At 57.5% G+C, this 18,333-nt stretch carries 15 protein-coding genes; 12 read left to right on the top strand and 3 right to left on the bottom strand.

Annotated elements, in window-relative coordinates; all coding sequences use genetic code 11:
* The first annotated feature begins 9 nt into the window (after positions 1-9).
* From C4S72_RS06575 to C4S72_RS06545, 7 genes are all read left to right on the top strand, one after another.
* Positions 10-972 carry a TIGR03571 family LLM class oxidoreductase gene (locus C4S72_RS06575; RefSeq protein ID WP_104002228.1) on the top strand — a complete coding sequence of 321 codons (963 nt, stop codon included), beginning with the start codon at positions 10-12 and terminating at the stop codon, positions 970-972.
* Positions 969-1,940, top strand: a complete 972-nt coding sequence (locus C4S72_RS06570; RefSeq protein WP_104002227.1) for a nuclear transport factor 2 family protein — start codon at positions 969-971, stop codon at positions 1,938-1,940. Before C4S72_RS06575 ends, C4S72_RS06570 begins: the two co-directional genes overlap by 4 nt.
* 235 nt (positions 1,941-2,175) lie before the next feature.
* Complete coding sequence (locus C4S72_RS06565) at positions 2,176-2,928, top strand: SDR family NAD(P)-dependent oxidoreductase (protein ID WP_104002226.1); 753 nt, start codon at positions 2,176-2,178, stop codon at positions 2,926-2,928.
* Between the two features lie 577 nt (positions 2,929-3,505).
* The gene (locus tag C4S72_RS06560) at positions 3,506-4,633 is read left to right on the top strand and encodes an efflux RND transporter periplasmic adaptor subunit (protein ID WP_104002225.1); all 1,128 of its coding nucleotides are present in this window, start codon (positions 3,506-3,508) and stop codon (positions 4,631-4,633) included.
* A 10-nt stretch (positions 4,634-4,643) separates the two neighbouring features.
* Positions 4,644-7,793 (top strand): efflux RND transporter permease subunit, encoded by a 3,150-nt coding sequence (locus tag C4S72_RS06555; RefSeq protein ID WP_104002224.1) that lies wholly within the window; start codon positions 4,644-4,646, stop codon positions 7,791-7,793.
* Entirely contained in the window at positions 7,786-9,207 is a 1,422-nt protein-coding gene (locus C4S72_RS06550; RefSeq protein WP_104002223.1) for an efflux transporter outer membrane subunit, read from the top strand. Before C4S72_RS06555 ends, C4S72_RS06550 begins: the two co-directional genes overlap by 8 nt.
* A 179-nt stretch (positions 9,208-9,386) precedes the next feature.
* The gene (locus C4S72_RS06545; protein WP_104003073.1) at positions 9,387-9,860 is read left to right on the top strand and encodes a LabA-like NYN domain-containing protein; all 474 of its coding nucleotides are present in this window, start codon (positions 9,387-9,389) and stop codon (positions 9,858-9,860) included.
* Between the two features lie 45 nt (positions 9,861-9,905).
* Here the strand turns inward: C4S72_RS06545 and C4S72_RS06540 are convergent, their stop codons facing one another.
* Positions 9,906-10,358: a hypothetical protein gene (locus C4S72_RS06540; protein ID WP_104002222.1), complete on the bottom strand. Its 453-nt coding sequence runs from the start codon at positions 10,356-10,358 to the stop codon at positions 9,906-9,908.
* 319 nt (positions 10,359-10,677) lie between these two features.
* On the opposite strand from C4S72_RS06540, the gene C4S72_RS06535 reads away from it, so the two are divergent.
* The 3 genes from C4S72_RS06535 (at position 10,678) to C4S72_RS06525 (ending at position 14,528) form a co-directional block, all read left to right on the top strand.
* On the top strand, positions 10,678-11,751 hold the full coding sequence (locus tag C4S72_RS06535) for a cation diffusion facilitator family transporter (RefSeq protein ID WP_104002221.1): 1,074 nt from the start codon (positions 10,678-10,680) through the stop codon (positions 11,749-11,751).
* 115 nt (positions 11,752-11,866) lie between these two features.
* Positions 11,867-12,682 (top strand): phosphate/phosphite/phosphonate ABC transporter substrate-binding protein, encoded by an 816-nt coding sequence (locus tag C4S72_RS06530; RefSeq protein ID WP_104002220.1) that lies wholly within the window; start codon positions 11,867-11,869, stop codon positions 12,680-12,682.
* A gap of 1 nt (position 12,683) precedes the next feature.
* Positions 12,684-14,528 carry an ATP-binding protein gene (locus C4S72_RS06525; RefSeq protein ID WP_160115455.1) on the top strand — a complete coding sequence of 615 codons (1,845 nt, stop codon included), beginning with the start codon at positions 12,684-12,686 and terminating at the stop codon, positions 14,526-14,528.
* Positions 14,529-14,553: 25 nt separating this feature from the next.
* On the opposite strand, the gene C4S72_RS06520 is transcribed toward C4S72_RS06525, so the two are convergent.
* Both C4S72_RS06520 and C4S72_RS06515 read right to left on the bottom strand, forming a co-directional pair.
* The gene (locus C4S72_RS06520) at positions 14,554-15,243 is read right to left on the bottom strand and encodes a hypothetical protein (RefSeq protein ID WP_104002218.1); all 690 of its coding nucleotides are present in this window, start codon (positions 15,241-15,243) and stop codon (positions 14,554-14,556) included.
* Between the two features lie 9 nt (positions 15,244-15,252).
* The gene (locus C4S72_RS06515; RefSeq protein WP_104002217.1) at positions 15,253-15,804 is read right to left on the bottom strand and encodes a cyclin-dependent kinase inhibitor 3 family protein; all 552 of its coding nucleotides are present in this window, start codon (positions 15,802-15,804) and stop codon (positions 15,253-15,255) included.
* 188 nt (positions 15,805-15,992) lie between these two features.
* Here C4S72_RS06515 and C4S72_RS06510 point away from each other — a divergent pair, with 188 nt between their 5' ends.
* On the top strand, positions 15,993-16,688 hold the full coding sequence (locus tag C4S72_RS06510) for an aspartate/glutamate racemase family protein (RefSeq protein ID WP_104002216.1): 696 nt from the start codon (positions 15,993-15,995) through the stop codon (positions 16,686-16,688).
* Positions 16,689-16,785: 97 nt separating this feature from the next.
* A complete protein-coding gene (locus tag C4S72_RS06505; protein WP_104002215.1) occupies positions 16,786-18,303 on the top strand; it encodes a helicase HerA-like domain-containing protein in 1,518 nt (505 codons plus the stop codon).
* The last annotated feature ends 30 nt before the right edge of the window (positions 18,304-18,333 follow it).

The following is an 18,333-nucleotide window of genomic DNA, read 5'->3' as shown; positions in this document are numbered from 1 at the left end:
TCGGCCCTGATGTATGACTCTTATACCCAAGCGCCGGCGAGCTTTAGCCGCGTGTTTACGCCGGGCCGGTTGAGCGTTGGCTTGCTGACTCCGCTGGAGGCCTATCCGGAATCGCCGTTTCCGACCCTGGTGGAACATCAGCGGATGGCACAGCTCACCGAGCAGGCGGGCTTTGCCAGCATCTGGCTGCGTGATGTGCCGTTTTACGACCCGAACTTCGGCGATGCCGCGCAGATGCTGGATCCCCTCGTTTATGCCGGGTACCTGGCGGCCGTTACAAGCGAGATCACGCTGGGCACCGCCGGTATCGTGCTGCCGCTGCGTGAGCCGATCTCGGTGGCCAAGCAGGCGGTCTCGGTGGATCAGCTGACGCAGGGACGTTTTCTGCTCGGACTTTCAACCGGCGATCGCCCGGTGGAGTATCCCGCGTTTAACGTGGACTTCGACTCGCGTGCAGAGCTTTACCGCGAGGGGATCGAGTATATCCGCTACATGCACGAAACCCGTTTCCCGCGGGTTCAAACCACGCACTACGGCAAGTTGCTTGGCAATCTCGACCTTCACCCCAAGCCGGTCAACCAGCGCCTGCCGATCATCGCGGTAGGGCGTTCGCGTCAGCCCATCGACTGGCTGGCGAGAAACGTGGATGCCTGGATCTGGTCGGTGGACGATGACAACGCCATCGCCAGCATTCTCGCCGATCTGAAGCGGGCGGCGGGAGAGGCGCTTGCACCGGCGTATGGCTATTCCACCTTCTTTGATCTGGACCCGGATCCGGATGCGCCGTACCAGCGCTTCTACAACGTAGTGCGAATAGGGCGTAAGGCACTGACTGAACGGTTACTACAGCACCAGGCGCTGGGTGTCTCTCATGTGGCACTGAATCTGAAACCCTCGTCCCGCCCCGCCCAGGCCGTCATCGAAGAGATGGGCGAGTACGTCTTACCCGCACTGCAACAGGAGAATTTATGATGAGTATCAGCGCAGATCGCCAGGCCCTTGGTGAGCGAGTCGACCAGCTGGGACAGGCCTGGCTGGATGGCACCACCGACCGGCTCGGCGAGCTGTTCACCAGCGATGCCCGCCTGATCAGCAGCCAGCACGGTGAGTACCAGGGCGCGCAAGCGATTATCGCGGCGCTGGCCGAGGACACCGCGGAAGCCCCGTTTCAGGGCGCAATGACCAACCGCTATCTGGCCGTAGAGCCGGGCAGCGACCAAGCGGCTGCCAGCGTCTATCTGTTTGGCCTGACGCAGCGCATGGGACGGGCGGCTTTTATCTTTGGTGCTGCCCTGGTGATGCGTTTTGAACGGGTTGAGGGCCGCTGGCTGTTCAGTGAAGTACGCCTGCAGATCAACTGGACCAACGGTGACAACCGACTGGTGCCGCACTGGAGCAAGCCGCCGGGCACCAACGGTTGGCAGATGGGTGATGAGGCGCCGGTACTGGTCAGCGAACTGCACTCCCCCTGGGCGATCATGCCCAAGGCGGCCGTACCGGAATCTCTTGATGAAGCGCTGCACGAGCTCTATGCCCGCTACTCCTTCGGCGTGGACCAGAACGATATGGGGCTGCTGATCAGTGCCTATGACGACGATATCTCCGGCGGCTTTGCCCCGGTGGGTAATCTCTCGGGGCGCGATACCGTAATCGGTGTACTGAAGAGCTTCCGCCATCTGGCCACCCTTTGGCAGCACTTCGCCGAAGTGGTGCGGATAGAAGATGAGGGCGATGGTCAGCACGTTAAACTGATCGTCGCGCGGATCATTCCTGAGAGACCGATGGATGAGCAGGGCAACCGGATTTACGGCGCCCATTATCAGCTGCGGGCACGACGCCAGCCGGACGGCCAATGGAAGTTCTGCTGGACCGACTACCGCCCAGGCTGGTTCAGCGAACATCAGATCCCGGCCTTTGACGTGGGTAATGCCACCGCCTGAGCTGGCCAGGTAGAGGTGCTCGCGGATATCAGGGGCGGGCGCATCTGACCTGCACAAGCCCACTGCTTGCTGAAAGGAAAAACACCTCGCCGGTCGAGGTGTTTTTTATAGGTGAAGCGCCGGCATCCTTTGTCACGGGATTTGCGTCATGCAATTTGCGTTAAGCAGGGCGTAAACTTAACCCGACTATATAGGTATAGGTTTTACCTGCTTCGGATAGGACAAGGAATCAGCAATGGATAATGTGGTAATTGTGACTGGCGGTACTCGGGGAATTGGTCTGGAAACGGCCAGGAAGTTTCTTGAGAAAGGCGACAAGGTGGTTGTTGCCAGTGTGGATAGTGAAGAGGTTATCCGTCAGTCGATGGACAGTTTGAGCAAATTGGGCGAGGTGCATTTTGTCGAGTGCAACCTCACCAGCCAGGCTGATTGCGAAAAAGCGGTGCAGACCGCTGTCGATCAATATGGCCGCATCGATCTGCTGGTAAACGTGGCAGGAGTGGTCGGCAAGCGTGAGCCGCTTGTGGCGGGTTACCTGGACGATATCTATAACACCATCAATATCAACCTGATGGGTACGATCAACATCGGTCACTTTGTCAGCAAGGTGATGGTAGAGCAGAAGTCCGGCGTCATCATCAATGTGGGTTCTATCTGCGGTTCCATGGCCAACACTGAGAGCATCGGCTACCACGCCAGCAAAGGCGGGGTGAAAATGGTGACTCAGGCGATGGCGCGAGAACTTTCCCCCTTTGGCGTGCGCGTGCTCTCTGTGGCGCCGGGCTGGGTCAACACCGCTATGATCGATGCGCCGATCGCCGAGATCGGCGGCAAACTGCATATGAAAGGGCGCATCATCGAGCCCCGCGAAATAGCCGATGCGATTTACCTGCTGTCCCTGCCGGAGGCCAGTGCCATCAACGGCTCCACCGTCATGGTGGATGATGGTTATGCTTCGTTTAAAGGGGTTGAGGGTTATCAGGCCTAAAACCCCCCTGGTTTAAGGGCGGTGACGTTTGCCGCAAGAAAGCGATGATCTTCGCAGCGTGTTAGGCGTCGTAAAGCCCTGATAAGTGCGGCCAGGATAGCTGGCCGCGCAACGACCAGGGAATCTCTTCTCTCTTCTTTAAGTCTGTAATGGCTCGCTGCGTACTCGGCGAAAAAGCGGTATCCAGATAAAGCCGAGAAGCCAGTACAGATTCTTCCTTCTGCTTCCAGGGCGTATTCAAGCGTGCAACGCTGTCGGTTGCGCCATTCGTTCACTTCTGCGGCGTCCTTATTTCTAATTTTTGTTTTTAAAACAAAGATATATCTGTTCTTTGAAGTCTAGGTTTTGAAGCAGAACTGCTTAGAGGGTCAGCTTTAATACTGGAATTTTGGGACTAAATGAGTGGAATTATCGCCAATTAATTCCTGCCGGGATGAACTGTAGAATCGTCCGCCGATGTTGAGCCAGCTCTGACATCGACCTCTTTTGCCTTAAACATACACGCCAGCGTTGCGAGCAGGCTCAACCCTGCTCACGCAGATATCTGCGTGCGACAGCGCTGCTGTAGCGGAGACCCATGGACATTTCATTTTCAAGATCAGCTTTACGCGTTTTGCCCCTTTCAGCACTGCTACTCGCTGGGTGCAATGCCGCCGACCAGGAAGAGACCCAGGCTCAGGCCTTGACGGTCGGCTATTACGAAATCACCGAAACACCGCTTACGTTAACCACAGATCTACCCGGTCGAACCTCGGCTTACCGTGTTGCACAGGTACGCCCGCAGGTGGCGGGTATTTTGGAGAAGCGCCTGTTCACCGAAGGCTCAGAGGTCAAGCAGGGGCAGCAGCTTTACCAGATCGATCCTCGTACTTATCTGGCTCAACAAGCGCGGGCAGAGGCCAATCTTCGCAGTGCGCATAATCTGGCTGAGCGCTACGAGCGTTTGCTCAATGCCAGCGCCGTGAGCCAGCAGGAGCATGATGATGCGGTGGCGGCGTGGAAGCAGGCTGAAGCCGATAAACGCATGGCGGATATCAATGTGCAGTACACCAAGGTGCTGTCGCCGATCACCGGTCGGATCGGTCGCTCCAACGTGACCGAGGGGGCACTGTTGACCGATGGTCAGAGCGAACCCATGGCGACCGTGAACCAGCTTGATCCCATCTATGTCGATGTAACCCAGCCGATTACCCGCATTTTGGCACTGAAACGTGCGCTGAAGGCTGGTGAACTCAAGGCTAGCGGCGTTGATCAGGCCGAGGTGAGCCTGACGCTGGATGACGGCAGCGCTTATCCGCTGTCCGGCACGTTGAAATTCTCTGAGGTCAGCGTCGATCAGGGCACCGGGTCGGTGACGCTACGCGCAGTGTTCCCGAATCCTGAACGGGCCCTGCTGCCCGGTATGTTTGTGCACGCCCAGGTCAAAGAGGGGGTCCGCGAGAACGCCATCCTGGTGCCGCAGCAGGCCATTGTCCGTGATAGCCGCGGCGTTGCCACCGCATGGGTCATTACGCCGGACAACCATGTTGAGCAGCGAGACCTTGAGACGGTTCGCACCGTCGGTAACACCTGGTTGGTCACCACTGGCGTTAAACCCGGTGAACGGGTGATCACCGAGGGGCTGCAGTTTGTTCGGGGCGACTCGCTGGTTGACGCGCAGCCTGCTTCCAACGTCCACCTTAACCTTGCTTTGACAGCAAACTGAGGGGGGGAGGATGTCTCGATTTTTTATTGACCGCCCGATTTTCGCCTGGGTGATTGCTCTCGCAATCATGTTGGATGGAGCCCTGGCGATCCATAGCCTGCCGGTGAACCAGTATCCGAATATCGCCGCGCCGGCGATTCAGATCTCCGTCACCTACCCGGGGGCGTCTGCGCAGACCGCTCAGGACACGGTGGTCCAGGTGATTGAGCAGCAGTTGAACGGTCTTGATGGGTTGCGTTATATCAGCTCTGCCGCGAATAGCGACGGTAGCGTGGAAATCACCGTCACGTTCGACCAGGGCGTTGATCCTGACATAGCGCAGGTTCAGGTGCAGAACAAGCTGCAACTGGCGACAACCAACTTGCCGGAAGAGGTGCAGCGTCAGGGCGTTCGCGTGGTGAAATTCCAGTTGAATTTCATGCTGCTGGTGAGCATCTACTCCAAGGATGGCAAGTTGAACTACGGGGACCTGGGTAACCTGATCGTTTCGAACTTTCAGGATCCGCTGTCCCGTACCCAAGGGGTGGGCGACTTCTTCGTGTTCGGCTTTCAGAATGCCATGCGCATCTGGTTGGATCCCGCCAAACTCAACAGTTACCAGCTGATGCCGAGCGACGTCACCGCTGCCATTTCAGCCCAGAACGTGCAGGTCTCGTCTGGCTCCCTGGGCGGTTTGCCAACGCGTAAAGGCGTTGAGCTGAGCGCCACGGTTATTGGTAAGACCCGGCTCAAAAGCGCAGACGAGTTCAAGGAAATTCTGGTCAAGGTACAGCCAGACGGTTCGCAGATTCGCTTGAAGGATTTGGGCGAAGTGGTGCTGGGGAATGAAACCTATGACTTTGATGTGAACTACAACGGCCAGCCTGCGGCAGGCATCGCTTTGCGTCTGGCCAGCGGCGCAAACCTGCTGGAGACCGTCGAGCGTGTCAAGGACACCGTCGATCAGCTCAAGCCGTATCTGCCACCTGGCATAGAGGTCGTTTACCCCTACGACACCAGCCCCTCTGTGAAGGCGTCCATCGATTCGGTTATACATACCCTGTTCGAGGCGATTGGCCTTGTGTTCCTGGTGATGCTGCTGTTCCTGCAGAACCTGCGTGCCACACTGGTGCCGACACTGGCGGTGCCGGTGGTGTTGCTGGGTACCTTTGGCGTGCTTTACGCCTGTGGCTTTACCATCAACGTGATGACCATGTTTGCCATGGTGCTGGCGATCGGCCTGCTGGTGGATGACGCCATTGTGGTAGTGGAGAACGTGGAGCGGCTGATGGCGGAGGAGCACCTCTCCCCTCGTGAAGCGACCTACAAGTCGATGCAGCAGATCTCCGGGGCCCTGGTGGGAATTGGTCTGGTTATCAGTGCCGTGTTTATGCCGATGGCATTCTTCGGTGGTTCGGTCGGCATTATCTACCGCCAGTTTTCCATTACCATCATCACCGCGATGGGGCTGTCGGTTCTGGTTGCGCTGATCTTCACGCCTGCCTTGTGCGCCACCATGCTCAAGGCGCACGCTGGCAGCAAAAAGCAAACCGGCTTCTTTGCCTGGTTCAACCGCGTGTTCGAGCGTAATACCGATCGGTATGAAGCCTCAGTGTCGAAAATTCTGCGTAAACCCAAACGCACCTTCGCGGTTTATGCCTTGCTTCTGGCCGGGGTGGCCGTGCTGTTCCATCACCTGCCAACGGCGTTTCTTCCGGATGAAGACCAGGGGTTGCTCATCGTACAGATCCAGACGCCGCCGAACAGCAGCGCGGAACGCACAGCGGCGGTGCTCAATCAGGTGCGGGACTATCTGCTTGAGGATGAGAAGGAAGGGGTGGTCTCTGCGTTCAGCCTCAGCGGCTTCAACTTCGCCGGTCGGGGGCAGAACTCGGCGGTGGTCTGGGTGCGGCTGAAGCCTTTTGAAGAGCGTATCTCAAGCAAAAACTCGGCCTTCGCTATCTCTCAGCGCATCACGCAGTTTGCGGATACCCTTCGTGATGCCAACGTGATTTCGATCGTACCGCCGGCCATCATGGAAATGGGTAACGCAACCGGCTTCGACCTCTTCCTGCAGGACAACGGTGCCCGCGGTCATGCTGCGCTGATGGACGCGCGTAACCAGTTGTTGCAATTGGTAGAAACCGAGCCTGCACTGGCTATCGTCCGGCCCAATGGTCTGGATGACGAGGCCCAGTACCAGGTCACCATTGATGACGAGAAAGCCCGCGCGCTGCAGGTCTCAATTGAGTCGATAGATAACACCATGTCGGTGGCCTGGGGCTCGACCTATGTCAATGACTTCATCGACAAGGGCAGGGTCAAGAAGGTGTATGTCCAGGGTGAAATGGATGCACGCATCTCGCCGGAAGACTTCGATAAATGGTACGTGCGCAACGCCGCCGGCCAGATGGTGCCTTTCTCCGCCTTTGCCTCGGGCGATTGGGTCTACGGCTCTCCGAAGCTGGAGCGCTATGGCGGTATCCCGTCTGTAGAGCTGTTGGGACAGCCAGCCGAAGGCTACAGCACTGGCGATGCCATGGCCGCTATCGAGCGCATCTCCGCCAAACTGCCGACCGGCTTTGGCGTGGCCTGGACCGGGCTTTCCTACGAGGAGCGGGCGGCAGGTTCCCAGTCAACCACGCTCTATGTCCTGTCCCTGATCATGGTGTTCCTGTGCCTGGCGGCTCTATACGAAAGTTGGTCGGTGCCGGTATCGATCATGCTCGTGGTGCCGTTGGGGATCCTGGGCGCGGTGGTGGCTACTCTGGGCAGAGGCCTCTCCAACGATGTGTTCTTCCAGGTGGGGATGCTGACGACCATGGGACTTGCGGCAAAAAACGCCATCCTGATCGTCGAGTTCGCCAAAGAGCTGTATGAGCAGCAGGGGCGCTCGCTGATGCAGGCGGCAGCCGAGGCGGCACGTATGCGACTGCGACCAATCATTATGACCTCCATCGCCTTTGTCATGGGCACCTTACCCTTGGCACGCGCCTACGGTCCGGGCAGCGGCAGCCAGCATTCAATTGGCACTTCAGTGGTGGGTGGCACGTTGGCCGCTACCTTCCTGGCCATTTTCTTCGTACCCCTGTTCTATGTGTCGGTGACAAAACTGTTCAGCCGCAAAAAGTCTGGTGCTGAGATCATCGAGACAGATGCAGGAGGGCAGAATAATGCGTAGGCCCCTGCTTTTAGTGACCGCGATGGCGTTGGGTGGGTGCAGTCTGGTCCCAGACTACCAACGTCCTGAGGCCCCCGTACCGAACGCCTACCCCGAAGGCGCTGCGTATTCAGCTGCGGCCGACGGCGATGCCTCGCAAATCAGTTGGAATACCTTCTTTCAGGATCCTGCACTGCATCAGTTGGTGGCGCTGGCGCTGGAAAATAACCGGGATCTGCGCAAGGCGCTGTTGAATGTCGATGCCTATCGCGCCCAGTACCGTATTCAGGGTGCAGCGCTGATGCCTGAAGTCGGCATTGATGGCCGTGGCGGGCGCTCAAGAGTGCCTGGTGATCTTGCACCGGGCGGGCAGCAAACCACCGCTGGCAACAGCAGTCTGGAGGTGGGGCTGACGAGTTATGAAGTCGATCTATGGGGCAGGGTGCGCAGCCTGGATAAGGCGGCCTTGGAAACTTACCTGGCCAGTGATGACACACGACGCAGCGTGCAGTTGGGGTTGGTCGCCAATGTCGCCATCGCCTATCTGACATGGCGTACCGATCAGCAGCTACTGAGTGTCACCCGCTCCACATTGGAAAACTACCGCCATAATCTGGAACTGGTGCAGGCCAGCAGTGGCGCTGGTACAGCCTCAGGCCTTGATGTGCGTCAGGCGAGAACGCTGGTATACAGCGCCGAGGGGCAGGTTCATGCCTTTACCCGTCAGGTCGCACAGGACAAGAATGCCCTGGCGCTGCTACTGGGCAGCCCGGTTCCGCAGGATCTGCCCGCTACGGATCTGGCCGCGCCACTGCTTGCTGAGATTCCGGCAGGTCTGCCTGCCGGCGTGCTCGAGCAGCGCCCGGATATTAGTGCTGCTGAGCATCAACTGATGGCGGCCAATGCGAATATCGGCGCGGCCAGAGCGGCGTTTTTTCCCAGCATCAGACTAACCGGTAGTGCGGGGAGTGCCAGTACGCATTTGAGTGGACTGTTTGATTCGGGTTCTGCAGCCTGGAGCTTTACGCCGCAGATCCATCTCCCCATTTTTAATGGCGGTAGGCTCAAGGCAAGCCTGGATTACGCTGAGATCCAGAAGGATATCGGCGTAGCCACTTATGAGCAGTCGATTCAGCGCGCATTCCGGGAAGTGACGGATGGGCTGGCAGCCAAGGGCACCTGGGATAAGCAGATCCATAGCCAGCAGGCGTTGGTGGACTCGGCCACCGAGTACAGCGAAATGGCGCAAAAACGCTATGACGAAGGTGTCGATAACTACCTCACCTTGCTGGATGCCCAGCGCCAACTGCTGTCCGCGCGCCAAACGCTGCTGACCGACCAGCTTGCACAGATGACCTCGAAAATCGAGCTCTATAAAGCGCTCGGCGGCGGCTGGTCTGAAGCTGCTGTTAAGCCGGAGCCTGCAACGCAGTAGGAAACCAGGGATTAAGGGTTAGTGTTACAAGGGCGTCTGAGTGGCGCCCTTTTTTTCGTGTGTCCGGTACTGGAGCGCTTCTGGAGTGCGCGGCGCAAGGCTCATCTATGTAGATGCAAAACTTGCCCTCGCTGTAAAAACAGGTGAGCCTTGACGCTCACCCGCGTGAGAACGAGCCCGTGCAACGAGTTGTCCTTTTGGTGGATGTGCAAAACGTCTACTACACCAGCCGTAAAATCTATCAGCGCAATTTCGACTACAACCGCTTCTGGCGGCGTGCCACTGCCGACAGGGAAGTGGTGAAAGCGTTCGCCTATGCCACGGACCGCGGCGATCAAAAACAGCGCGAGTTCCAGAATATCCTGCGCGCGATCGGCTTCGAGGTGAAGCTCAAGCCGTTTATCCAGCGTGCCGATGGCTCCGCCAAGGGCGACTGGGATGTGGGGATCACCATCGACGCGCTGGAGTATGCCGAACAGGCGGATATTGTCGTGCTGGTGTCCGGCGATGGCGATTTCGATCTGCTGGCCAACAAGCTGCGTGAAAAAGGTAAGCGGGTCGAGGTCTACGGCGTGCCGCAGCTGACAGCGTCTTCTTTAATCAACGCGGCCAGCGCTTTTATCTCGATCAATGAAGAACTGCTACTTCGTTGAAACGGCTAATCCCGTTCAGTTAATGCGTTTTGCGGAGGAGTTACATTATTTCGGCCGCACCGAGTCATGGATGCTCTCTTCGGAAACCGTAGTGACATTGCTTAGCGCATGGATCTGGGTTTCCGCATCTTCGACAATCTTGTCGTAGATATCGATCACTTCGGGGTCAAAACCTGGGGTGTCTTCAGCTTTCATCTTCACGAATAGCATCTGGTTGAGCAGGTTGTTCAGCACATGGTGTGTCGATTGAACCATGGCCTGGTAGATCTTCACTTTCTCCTTAGCGATGCGGTCGGCTCTACTCCTGCGTACCGAATCGGCCACGAAAAAGGTGATAAAGACCAGCAGCGGTATGATCAGCTCATCTATTTCCAGGTGTTCCAGTTCATCGAGAAGCTCGAGCAGCAGCTCAAAGAGTTCGACCTTAAAAACCATAGAGCCCAGGTAAACGAGCAGCGCACAAACGGCTCCGATAATTGTTAATTTGTAATTCTTCATGCAGGCCCTGCGAATCAAAAGATGGAACGATGGCTCACTCGGTCACCATTCTGCAGCAAGTCGGGCTCCAGACAAAGATCTGCCTTCGGCCATTTAATGCTCGCTGGACTCCAGACTCAGAGAGAACTTTTATAATAGCGTTAGAGCAGGGGAGCGGTGATCTGATGCACCCGGGGGATACCGGTAAAGCTGATTGAGCTTGGCCTTTAGTGCAGGAGAGCAAACAACTCGGGCTTAATTGTTTCGAGCGCCTGCCGTTGTTGTAAATTGTTGCTATAAACTGCGGGCCAGCAAAAACTGAATCAGGACTCTCACAGCGATGCATAAAGATAATCTTCAGCCCTGGCAGCATGACCATACTTTCGATCAGGATCTGCGTCGGCCCGGGGAATCACGGACCCTGATTGTCATCGCCGTGACTGCGCTGATGATGGTGGTGGAGATTTTCGCTGGCATCAAATTTGGCTCCATGGCGCTGCTCGCCGACGGGCTGCACATGGCGTCGCATGCGGTAGCATTGGGGATTACCGCCTTCGCTTATGTCTATGCCCGGCGCCACGCAAGGGACCGGCGTTTCAGTTTTGGTACCGGCAAGGTGAATGCGCTGGGTGGATTCAGCGGCGCGGTACTGCTGGCGGTGTTTGCTCTCTACATGGGTGCCGAGAGTGTGTTTCGCCTGGTCAATCCGGTCGATATTGCATTTAACCAGGCGATTGGCGTTGCCGTGCTGGGCCTGGCGGTGAATGGAGCCAGTGTGCTGATCCTGGGAGGACATCACCATGGTCACGATCATGATCACCAGGGCATGCACCACTCCAAGGATTCTCAAGCACACAGCCATGACTTGAATCCTCATCATGGCGATAAGCATCATCGGGCCGACCACGACCACGACCACGACCACGACCACGACCACGACCACGACCACGACCACGACCATAATCTGAAGTCTGCATATCTGCATGTAATGGCCGATGCACTGACCTCGCTGTTGGCGATCCTGGCGTTGCTGTGCGCCAAGTACTTCGGCTGGGTCTGGATGGATCCGGTGATGGGCATCGTCGGAGCGGTGCTGGTTGCACGCTGGTCCTATGGCCTGCTGGGCTCAACCGCAGCGGTGTTGCTGGACAGCCAGGCGCCGCAGGCGCTGCAAAGTCGCGTGCGGGATTCCATAGAGCAGGATGGCGACAGCCGGGTGACCGATCTGCATCTCTGGTCGATCGGTCCTGGGATCTACTCCGCGCAGATCGCCCTGGTGGCTCATGGGCCGGTTTCTCCGGCCGATTACAAGGCGCGTATACCGACATCTCTCGGGCTGGTGCATGTGAGTGTCGAGGTGCACGTCTGTGTAGACAGAGCGGCAGCGACCGGCGCTAGCCAAGACGCGGTTTAGCTTGGTTTTAGCTTTGCTTTAACGCTTTCTAAAGTAGTCTTGCTTGAATCAGGCGTAGCCTTTAGCTTTGACGATATTCGCCTATCGACGTTTACCTATCTATTTGAGAGTGCAGATGAGCAAGCTTCTCCGTTATTTACTGGCTTCCGCCGCGCTATTGATATCGGTCCCGGGTTGGGCCGAGGAGTGCAATCTGAAGCTGGGAGTGGTGCCCCAGTTTGAACAGCGCAAACTGTTGCAGATCTGGCAGCCGATCATCGACAGGCTGGAAGCTTCGGTCAGCTGTAACCTGGAGTTTGTCGGCGCGGAAAATATCCCCGATTTTGAGTCCAAGTTCGCGGAAGGCCTCTACGACCTGGCTTATATGAACCCCTATCATGCGGTTGTCGCGAACCAGAAGCAGGGCTATCTGCCGGTACTCAGGTCCGGTTCCAGAGGGTTGCAGGGTGTACTCGTAGTGAGGAAAGACTCCGATATCCAGAGCGTCTCGGAGCTGAATGGCAAGACACTGGCATTCCCTTCGCCGAACGCATTGGGAGCCTCGCTGCTGATGCGGGCCGAGCTGCAACAGCTACACCAGGTTAGGGTTAATCCTGAGTATGTCAAAACCCATCCTTCGGTCTATCTCTATGTTGCCAAGGGTTTAGCCAGCGCCGGTGGTGGTATTCAGCGTACGCTGGATGAGCAGCCGGAGGAGCTGAAATCAGCGCTGAAAGTGATCTATACCACCCAGGAGGTGTCTTCGCATCCGCTGGTGATCCATCCCCGGGTAGATCCTGATCTGGCCGAACGGGTGGTGGAGCAGCTGCTGGCGATAGCGGCTGAAGCGCCAGATCTGTTTGAGGCGATACCGATGAAAAAACCGGTACGGACGTCGCTGCAGGATTATGACCCGGTGGCTGAACTTCATCTTGAGCGCTTTGCAAACTGATATGAACTTTCGCTTCAGCAGCCTGTTTCTTCGCTTTCTTATTCCGGTGCTTGGGGTGCTGGTGTGTGCCCTGTTGTATGCGCGATTCGTCTGGGCACCGGGTCTGACGCAGCAGACTTTGGATAATGCCGAGTCTGAGGTGCAAAGCTCTCTGCATATCGTCAGCGAGGGGCTGGTGCCGATGTTGATTCAGCGGGATCTGTCCAACATCTATGACACCCTGGACAAGATCCTTGAGGACAATCCCCGCTGGCTTGAGATCGGCCTGTACAACGGGAAAGGGGTCTCTCTTTATCCGTTGCTGGTGCCGCAACCACCGAAGGATGGTAGTGGCGTTAGCGTTTATTCCCAGGAGATTCACGTTGATGAGTTTCCTATCGGGTATCTGGAGCTTTATTACGATACACGCTCCATCGAGGCCAGTGTTCAGGCCAAAACCGACTCGATCTACTACACGCTGGTCACGGTGATCGTGCTGGTGGCATTGATGACGGCACTGGCGTTCTACCTGCTGGTGCATAAACGTCTGCAGCGTCTGACCGTGGCCGTAGATGCGCTCTCCGGCGGGGACTTTGAATATCCAATCGTCTCCCGCGGCAACGATGAGATCGGTCATCTTTCTGAGCGATTCGGTTATATGCGCAGCCAGCTCAAGGAGGAGAAGAAGAATCTCGAAGAGGCGCTCGCTTTAGCGCACCAGGCCAGCCGCGCCAAAGGGGAGTTTCTGGCCAATATGAGCCATGAGATCCGCACGCCGATGAACGGTGTGGTGGGTATGCTGCAGCTGATGAATGAGAACCCCTTGCCGGATCAACAGAAGGAGCGGGTCAAGCTGGCGCTGTCCTCCGCTAACTCTCTGATCACGGTGATTAACGACATTCTGGATTTCTCCAAGGTGGAAGCGGGCAAGCTTCAGATCGAGGCGGTGGATTTCGACCTGGTCGCACTGATACAGGAGATGTGTCTGCAGCAGAAACCGGCGGTGGAGGGTAAGGGCCTCAATTGCGGTATAGATCTGGATGGCATCGAGCACCGCTTTTTAAATGGCGATCCCTATCGGATTCGCCAGGTGATCTACAACATTTTCGGCAACTCGCTGAAGTTTACCCACCAGGGGACCATCTTCGGGACCTTTGCGACCAGGCTTACCGAAGCCGGTGATATAGAGCTCAAAGGCAGTATCGAAGACACTGGCATCGGTATAGCGCCGGAACGTCAGGCAGAGATCTTCGACAGCTTTTCTCAGGCTGATGCCTCCACCACCCGAGAATACGGCGGTACCGGCCTTGGGCTGGCTATCTGTAAGCAGCTTTGCGAGCTGATGGGCGGGCGGATTGAACTCCATAGCCAGGCAGGGCAGGGAACACGAGTCGATTTCACCGTTACATTGAAGCCGGGAGAGCAGCCGCAGTCTGAGGTCGAACCCCAGCAGGATCACCCGGAAATCGGTGTGTGTAAGGTGTTGCTGGTGGAAGATAACAAGGTGAACCGGGTGCTTGCGGTGGCGTTGCTGAAGCGCCTGGGTTGCCTGGTTACGACCGCGGAAAATGGGCTGGAAGCGCTGGAAATCCTCCGCTCCCAGCCCTCTGAACAGCTTTTTCATCTGGTGCTGATGGATTGTCAGATGCCAGTGATGGATGGCTATGAGACGACGAGAAATATCCGTATAGGGCAGGCTGGCGATGATTACCGTACCGTGCCGATCATCGCCATGACCGCGAACTCAATGAAGGGCGATGCGGAGAAGTGTTTCGCCGCGGGGATGGATGACTACCTGAGTAAACCGCTGGATTTCGTGCTGTTCAGGGAAACGATCCAGCGCTGGTCGGGCGCAACCCAGGATTAACGTCTCGATCCATTGGCTTGAGCGCTTAGAGCGTTGTGAGATGATCCGCCAGCCAGTCCCTGCGGGCGATCATCTTTAATGCAAGGGCTTCGCTGCCGGCATGGCGGCGGACCCTGTCCAGGATCTGCCGCTCCGGAATCTGCGTCACTCTCTCGATCGAGCGCTTGACGGCGTCCAGGCTCATGGCCCCGAACAGCTCGGTAGCCAGCAGGTTATGAGGGTTGTTTCTCAGCCGGTCGATCTCCTCGACCTGATCACCGAACGCCTTGCCCTTGGGATCACCCTGGGCGCGAAAGGCCAGGGCACCGCCCAGATCCAGTGTCAGCACCTGGCCCTGGAATACTCCCTGGTTGTCGCCCTGCAAGCCGAGGGCATCCCAGTTGGCGGTCCAGGCGTGCACGCCGAGCCAGCTTTGCGCCTGTTCCCGTTCGTTTTTGCTGAAGTGGGCCAGATATCGCTTATCGAGCTGCAGCCAGCGCGTGGCGATCTGATGGCTGTCCCAGGTGAGCAGATAGGTCAGGGTTGGCGCTCCCGCCAGTTGGTATAGCTGAGCTGCAAGATATTCATTGCGGGCCAGGGCGGCCGATTCGAGGGTTTTGATGTAATAGCGTCGTCCATTAGCGTCTTCGTAAATACCGGCCGGGTTGCTGCCGATCTGGCTGCCGACCCGTTTTAGCTGATCGGTATCCAGTGGTTGATCCGGCCGCGCCATCATCAGCGTATCTCAGCGGATCGCCTGGGTGCGTCGAACCAGGGCCAGTTGTGAAGGTGTTTCGATGGCACCCTTGCGGACACTGCGCACATGGTGGATCGCATCTTCTGGCTCCTGTCCCAGCTCAACCAGCAGCCGTGCAGCGATCATACCGGCGCGACCAAGCCCGCCTTTGCAGTGCACCAGCACATTACTTCCGTTGCGCAGCAGTTCACGGATCTCCGGCCCAGCGACTGACCACTGTTGCTCGAACGTCTCGTTAGGAACGGAGTAGTCCGCGATGGGCAGATGACGCCAGTGAATCCCGCGCAGCTTTATTGCTTCACCCAGATGGGGGACCTTTAGCGCCTTCAGCTCCTCAGGCTCGACCAGGGTCAGGATCATTTTTGCATCCCAGGCGCAGATCGCGTCCAGGTCTATCTCAAGATCCCGCGCCCAGGAGCCGGTAGCGGCGAACAGGTCCTGTTTGCCCGGGCAGAAGGTGATGCCGATCTGGCCATGATCCGGGGCGGCTTTGACCGCTGCGATTCGGATCGGGTGGGTCTGGCTGGTGCGAACTGCCATCGGAGATGCCCCGCTGAATGTTTGTCTGACAGCTCGAGCTTATCACCCGGCGTCAGCCCAAAAGTGTTTTGGTGACAATGTTTGCATGTCATCACTGCTGGATTCGCCGCTATATTGACCCAGGTTAAATGAATCACGGGAGGTCAGGCATCAGTCTATGGCTATCCCAATGGACAGGGAGGTAACAGATGCAAACGATAGGTTTGATCGGTGGAATGAGCTGGGAGTCCACACAGACATACTACCGGCTCATCAATGAACAGGTTCGCCAGCAGCTTGGCGGCCTCCACTCGGCCAAGCTTGTGCTTTACAGCGTGGACTTTGCCGAGATCGAAACGCTTCAGCATCAGGGTAACTGGCCGGCAACGGCTGATATTCTGTGCGCTGCGGCACGTTCGCTTGAAGCGGCCGGCGCCGATTTCATCCTTATCTGTACCAACACCATGCACAAGGTGGCTGCAGAAGTTGCACAGGCGGTTTCTATTCCCCTGCTGCATCTTGCTGATGCCACGGCAAACACGCTGTTGGACGATGGTGTGAAGCGGGTCGGGCTGCTGGGCACCCGGTTCACCATGGAGCAGGCGTTTTACCTTGAGCGTCTTGAGGCCAGGGGGATCGAAGTGCTCGTGCCTGACGAGGCGCAGCGCGATCTTGTGCATTCAGTCATCTATGATGAACTTTGCCAGGGCATCATCAAACCGGAATCGAAGTCGGCCTATCTCGACATCGTAGCGGCGCTGGCTGATCGTGGAGCCGAGGGGGTTATCCTGGGGTGTACCGAGATCGGACTGTTGATTCAGGGCGCAGATACGGATGTGAAGCTGTATGACACCACGGTGATTCATGCCGAGCAGGCCGTACGCCAGGCGCTGGATAAGGCATGATGCACTGAGTAACGCTGAACCCTGGCCCTAACCGACGCAGTATCTGGCGGCTGGCTGGCGGCGATATACCAATCTGGGCCTGAATAGGGAGATTTGCATGACCGATATTCTGATTGGCAAGGGCGAACAGCCGGTGACATTACTGGCCCGATATGCCAACCGCCATGGGCTTGTTGCCGGCGCTACCGGCACCGGTAAAACAGTTTCGTTGATGGTGTTGGCCGAGGGTTTTTCGCGCATGGGTGTGCCGGTATTCATGGCCGATGTGAAAGGCGATGTATCGGGGCTTGCCAAGGCTGGCGACAATAACTCCAAGGTTCAGCAGCGGGCCGAACGGATCGGCGTCGAGGGCTATGCCAATGAGGCCAGCCCGGTTCTGTTCTGGGATCTGTACGGCCAGGAGGGTCACCCGGTCCGAACGACGGTCAGTGAGATAGGGCCCACGCTGCTGAGCCGTATCCTTGATCTCAGCGATACCCAGGCGGGCATCATCGAAATCCTGTTCCGCATGGCGGATGATCAGGGGCTGTTACTGCTCGACCTTGATGACCTGCGCGCGCTGCTGGGCTTTATCGCTGAAAACCGCAAACAGATCTCTGCCGAGTATGGCCTGGTCAGTGCTCAGTCGGTGGCGGCGATCCAGCGGGCACTGCTGGCATTTGAGCGAGAGGGGGGGACCTCTTTTCTCGGTGAGCCAGCCCTGGAGATCACCGATCTGATGCGCACCGACCTGAACGGCCGGGGCGTGATCAGTGTGCTTGCCGCCAATCAGCTCATCCTTAAACCGCGCTTGTACTCGACATTCCTGCTCTGGCTGCTATCGGAGCTGTTTGAAAATCTGCCGGAAGTGGGCGATCTGGAAAAACCCAAACTGGTGTTTTTCTTCGACGAGTCGCACCTGCTGTTTGATGACGCGCCGCCGGTACTCCAGCAGAAGGTCGAGCAGGTGGTGCGGATGATTCGCTCCAAAGGGGTGGGTATCTATTTTTGCTCCCAGTCCCCGGATGATCTGCCCGATGAGGTACTGGGTCAGCTCGGTAACCGGGTGCAGCACGCCCTGCGCGCCTATACGCCGCGGGACCAGAAGGCGGTCAAGACCGCCGCCGAAACCTTTGTTCCCAACCCGGGGCTTGATGTAGCCCAGGTGATATCGCAACTGGCTGTGGGCGAAGCGCTGGTTTCTACGCTGCAGGAAGGCGGTGTGCCGATGCCGGTAGAGAGAACGCTGGTCTCTCCACCACGCTGCTTTATGGGGGCCTTATCCGCTGAGGAGCGTGCGGCGGTACGCTCGCGTAGCCCCGTGGGCAGTAAATACGACTCGCCGGTTAACCGTGAATCTGCCTACGAGATTCTGAATCAACGCACCTTGCAGCGTGAGGCCGTGCAGACCGCCGCTAATGAGAAAGCGGCTCAAGAGAATGACGTTAAAGAGAAAGCCAAGGCGGCACCCGCAGCCGAAGAGCGCAGCGCCCTGAGCGACTTCCTCTGGGGCACCAAGCGCCGGCAGGGAATGGTGGAGACGATGGCCAAGCAGACGGCGCGCACCGTCGGCAGTCAGCTGGGCCGCAAGATCCTGCGTGGGTTGCTGGGCAGCATCATGGGTGGTTCCAAATAACGCAACACCGGGTGAGGCCTCCCGCGTTGG

Source organism: Marinobacterium lutimaris, from assembly GCF_900108065.1.
Taxonomy (GTDB): Bacteria; Pseudomonadota; Gammaproteobacteria; order Pseudomonadales; family Balneatricaceae; genus Marinobacterium_D; species Marinobacterium_D lutimaris.
The sequence above is the reverse complement of the archived record's forward strand: the minus strand, read 5'-3'. Positions and strand labels throughout refer to the sequence as shown.

Excerpts from the sequence above, each read along its gene's own strand:
- C4S72_RS06575 (WP_104002228.1), top strand. The coding sequence starts at position 10 with ATGTATGACTCTTATACCCAAGCGCCGGCGAGCTTTAGCCGCGTGTTT.
- C4S72_RS06570 (WP_104002227.1), top strand. The coding sequence starts at position 969 with ATGATGAGTATCAGCGCAGATCGCCAGGCCCTTGGTGAGCGAGTCGAC.
- C4S72_RS06565 (WP_104002226.1), top strand. The coding sequence starts at position 2,176 with ATGGATAATGTGGTAATTGTGACTGGCGGTACTCGGGGAATTGGTCTG.
- C4S72_RS06560 (WP_104002225.1), top strand. The coding sequence starts at position 3,506 with ATGGACATTTCATTTTCAAGATCAGCTTTACGCGTTTTGCCCCTTTCA.
- C4S72_RS06555 (WP_104002224.1), top strand. The coding sequence starts at position 4,644 with ATGTCTCGATTTTTTATTGACCGCCCGATTTTCGCCTGGGTGATTGCT.
- C4S72_RS06550 (WP_104002223.1), top strand. The coding sequence starts at position 7,786 with ATGCGTAGGCCCCTGCTTTTAGTGACCGCGATGGCGTTGGGTGGGTGC.
- C4S72_RS06540 (WP_104002222.1), bottom strand. The coding sequence starts at position 10,358 with ATGAAGAATTACAAATTAACAATTATCGGAGCCGTTTGTGCGCTGCTC.
- C4S72_RS06535 (WP_104002221.1), top strand. The coding sequence starts at position 10,678 with ATGCATAAAGATAATCTTCAGCCCTGGCAGCATGACCATACTTTCGAT.
- C4S72_RS06530 (WP_104002220.1), top strand. The coding sequence starts at position 11,867 with ATGAGCAAGCTTCTCCGTTATTTACTGGCTTCCGCCGCGCTATTGATA.
- C4S72_RS06525 (WP_160115455.1), top strand. The coding sequence starts at position 12,684 with ATGAACTTTCGCTTCAGCAGCCTGTTTCTTCGCTTTCTTATTCCGGTG.
- C4S72_RS06520 (WP_104002218.1), bottom strand. The coding sequence starts at position 15,243 with ATGATGGCGCGGCCGGATCAACCACTGGATACCGATCAGCTAAAACGG.
- C4S72_RS06515 (WP_104002217.1), bottom strand. The coding sequence starts at position 15,804 with ATGGCAGTTCGCACCAGCCAGACCCACCCGATCCGAATCGCAGCGGTC.
- C4S72_RS06510 (WP_104002216.1), top strand. The coding sequence starts at position 15,993 with ATGCAAACGATAGGTTTGATCGGTGGAATGAGCTGGGAGTCCACACAG.
- C4S72_RS06505 (WP_104002215.1), top strand. The coding sequence starts at position 16,786 with ATGACCGATATTCTGATTGGCAAGGGCGAACAGCCGGTGACATTACTG.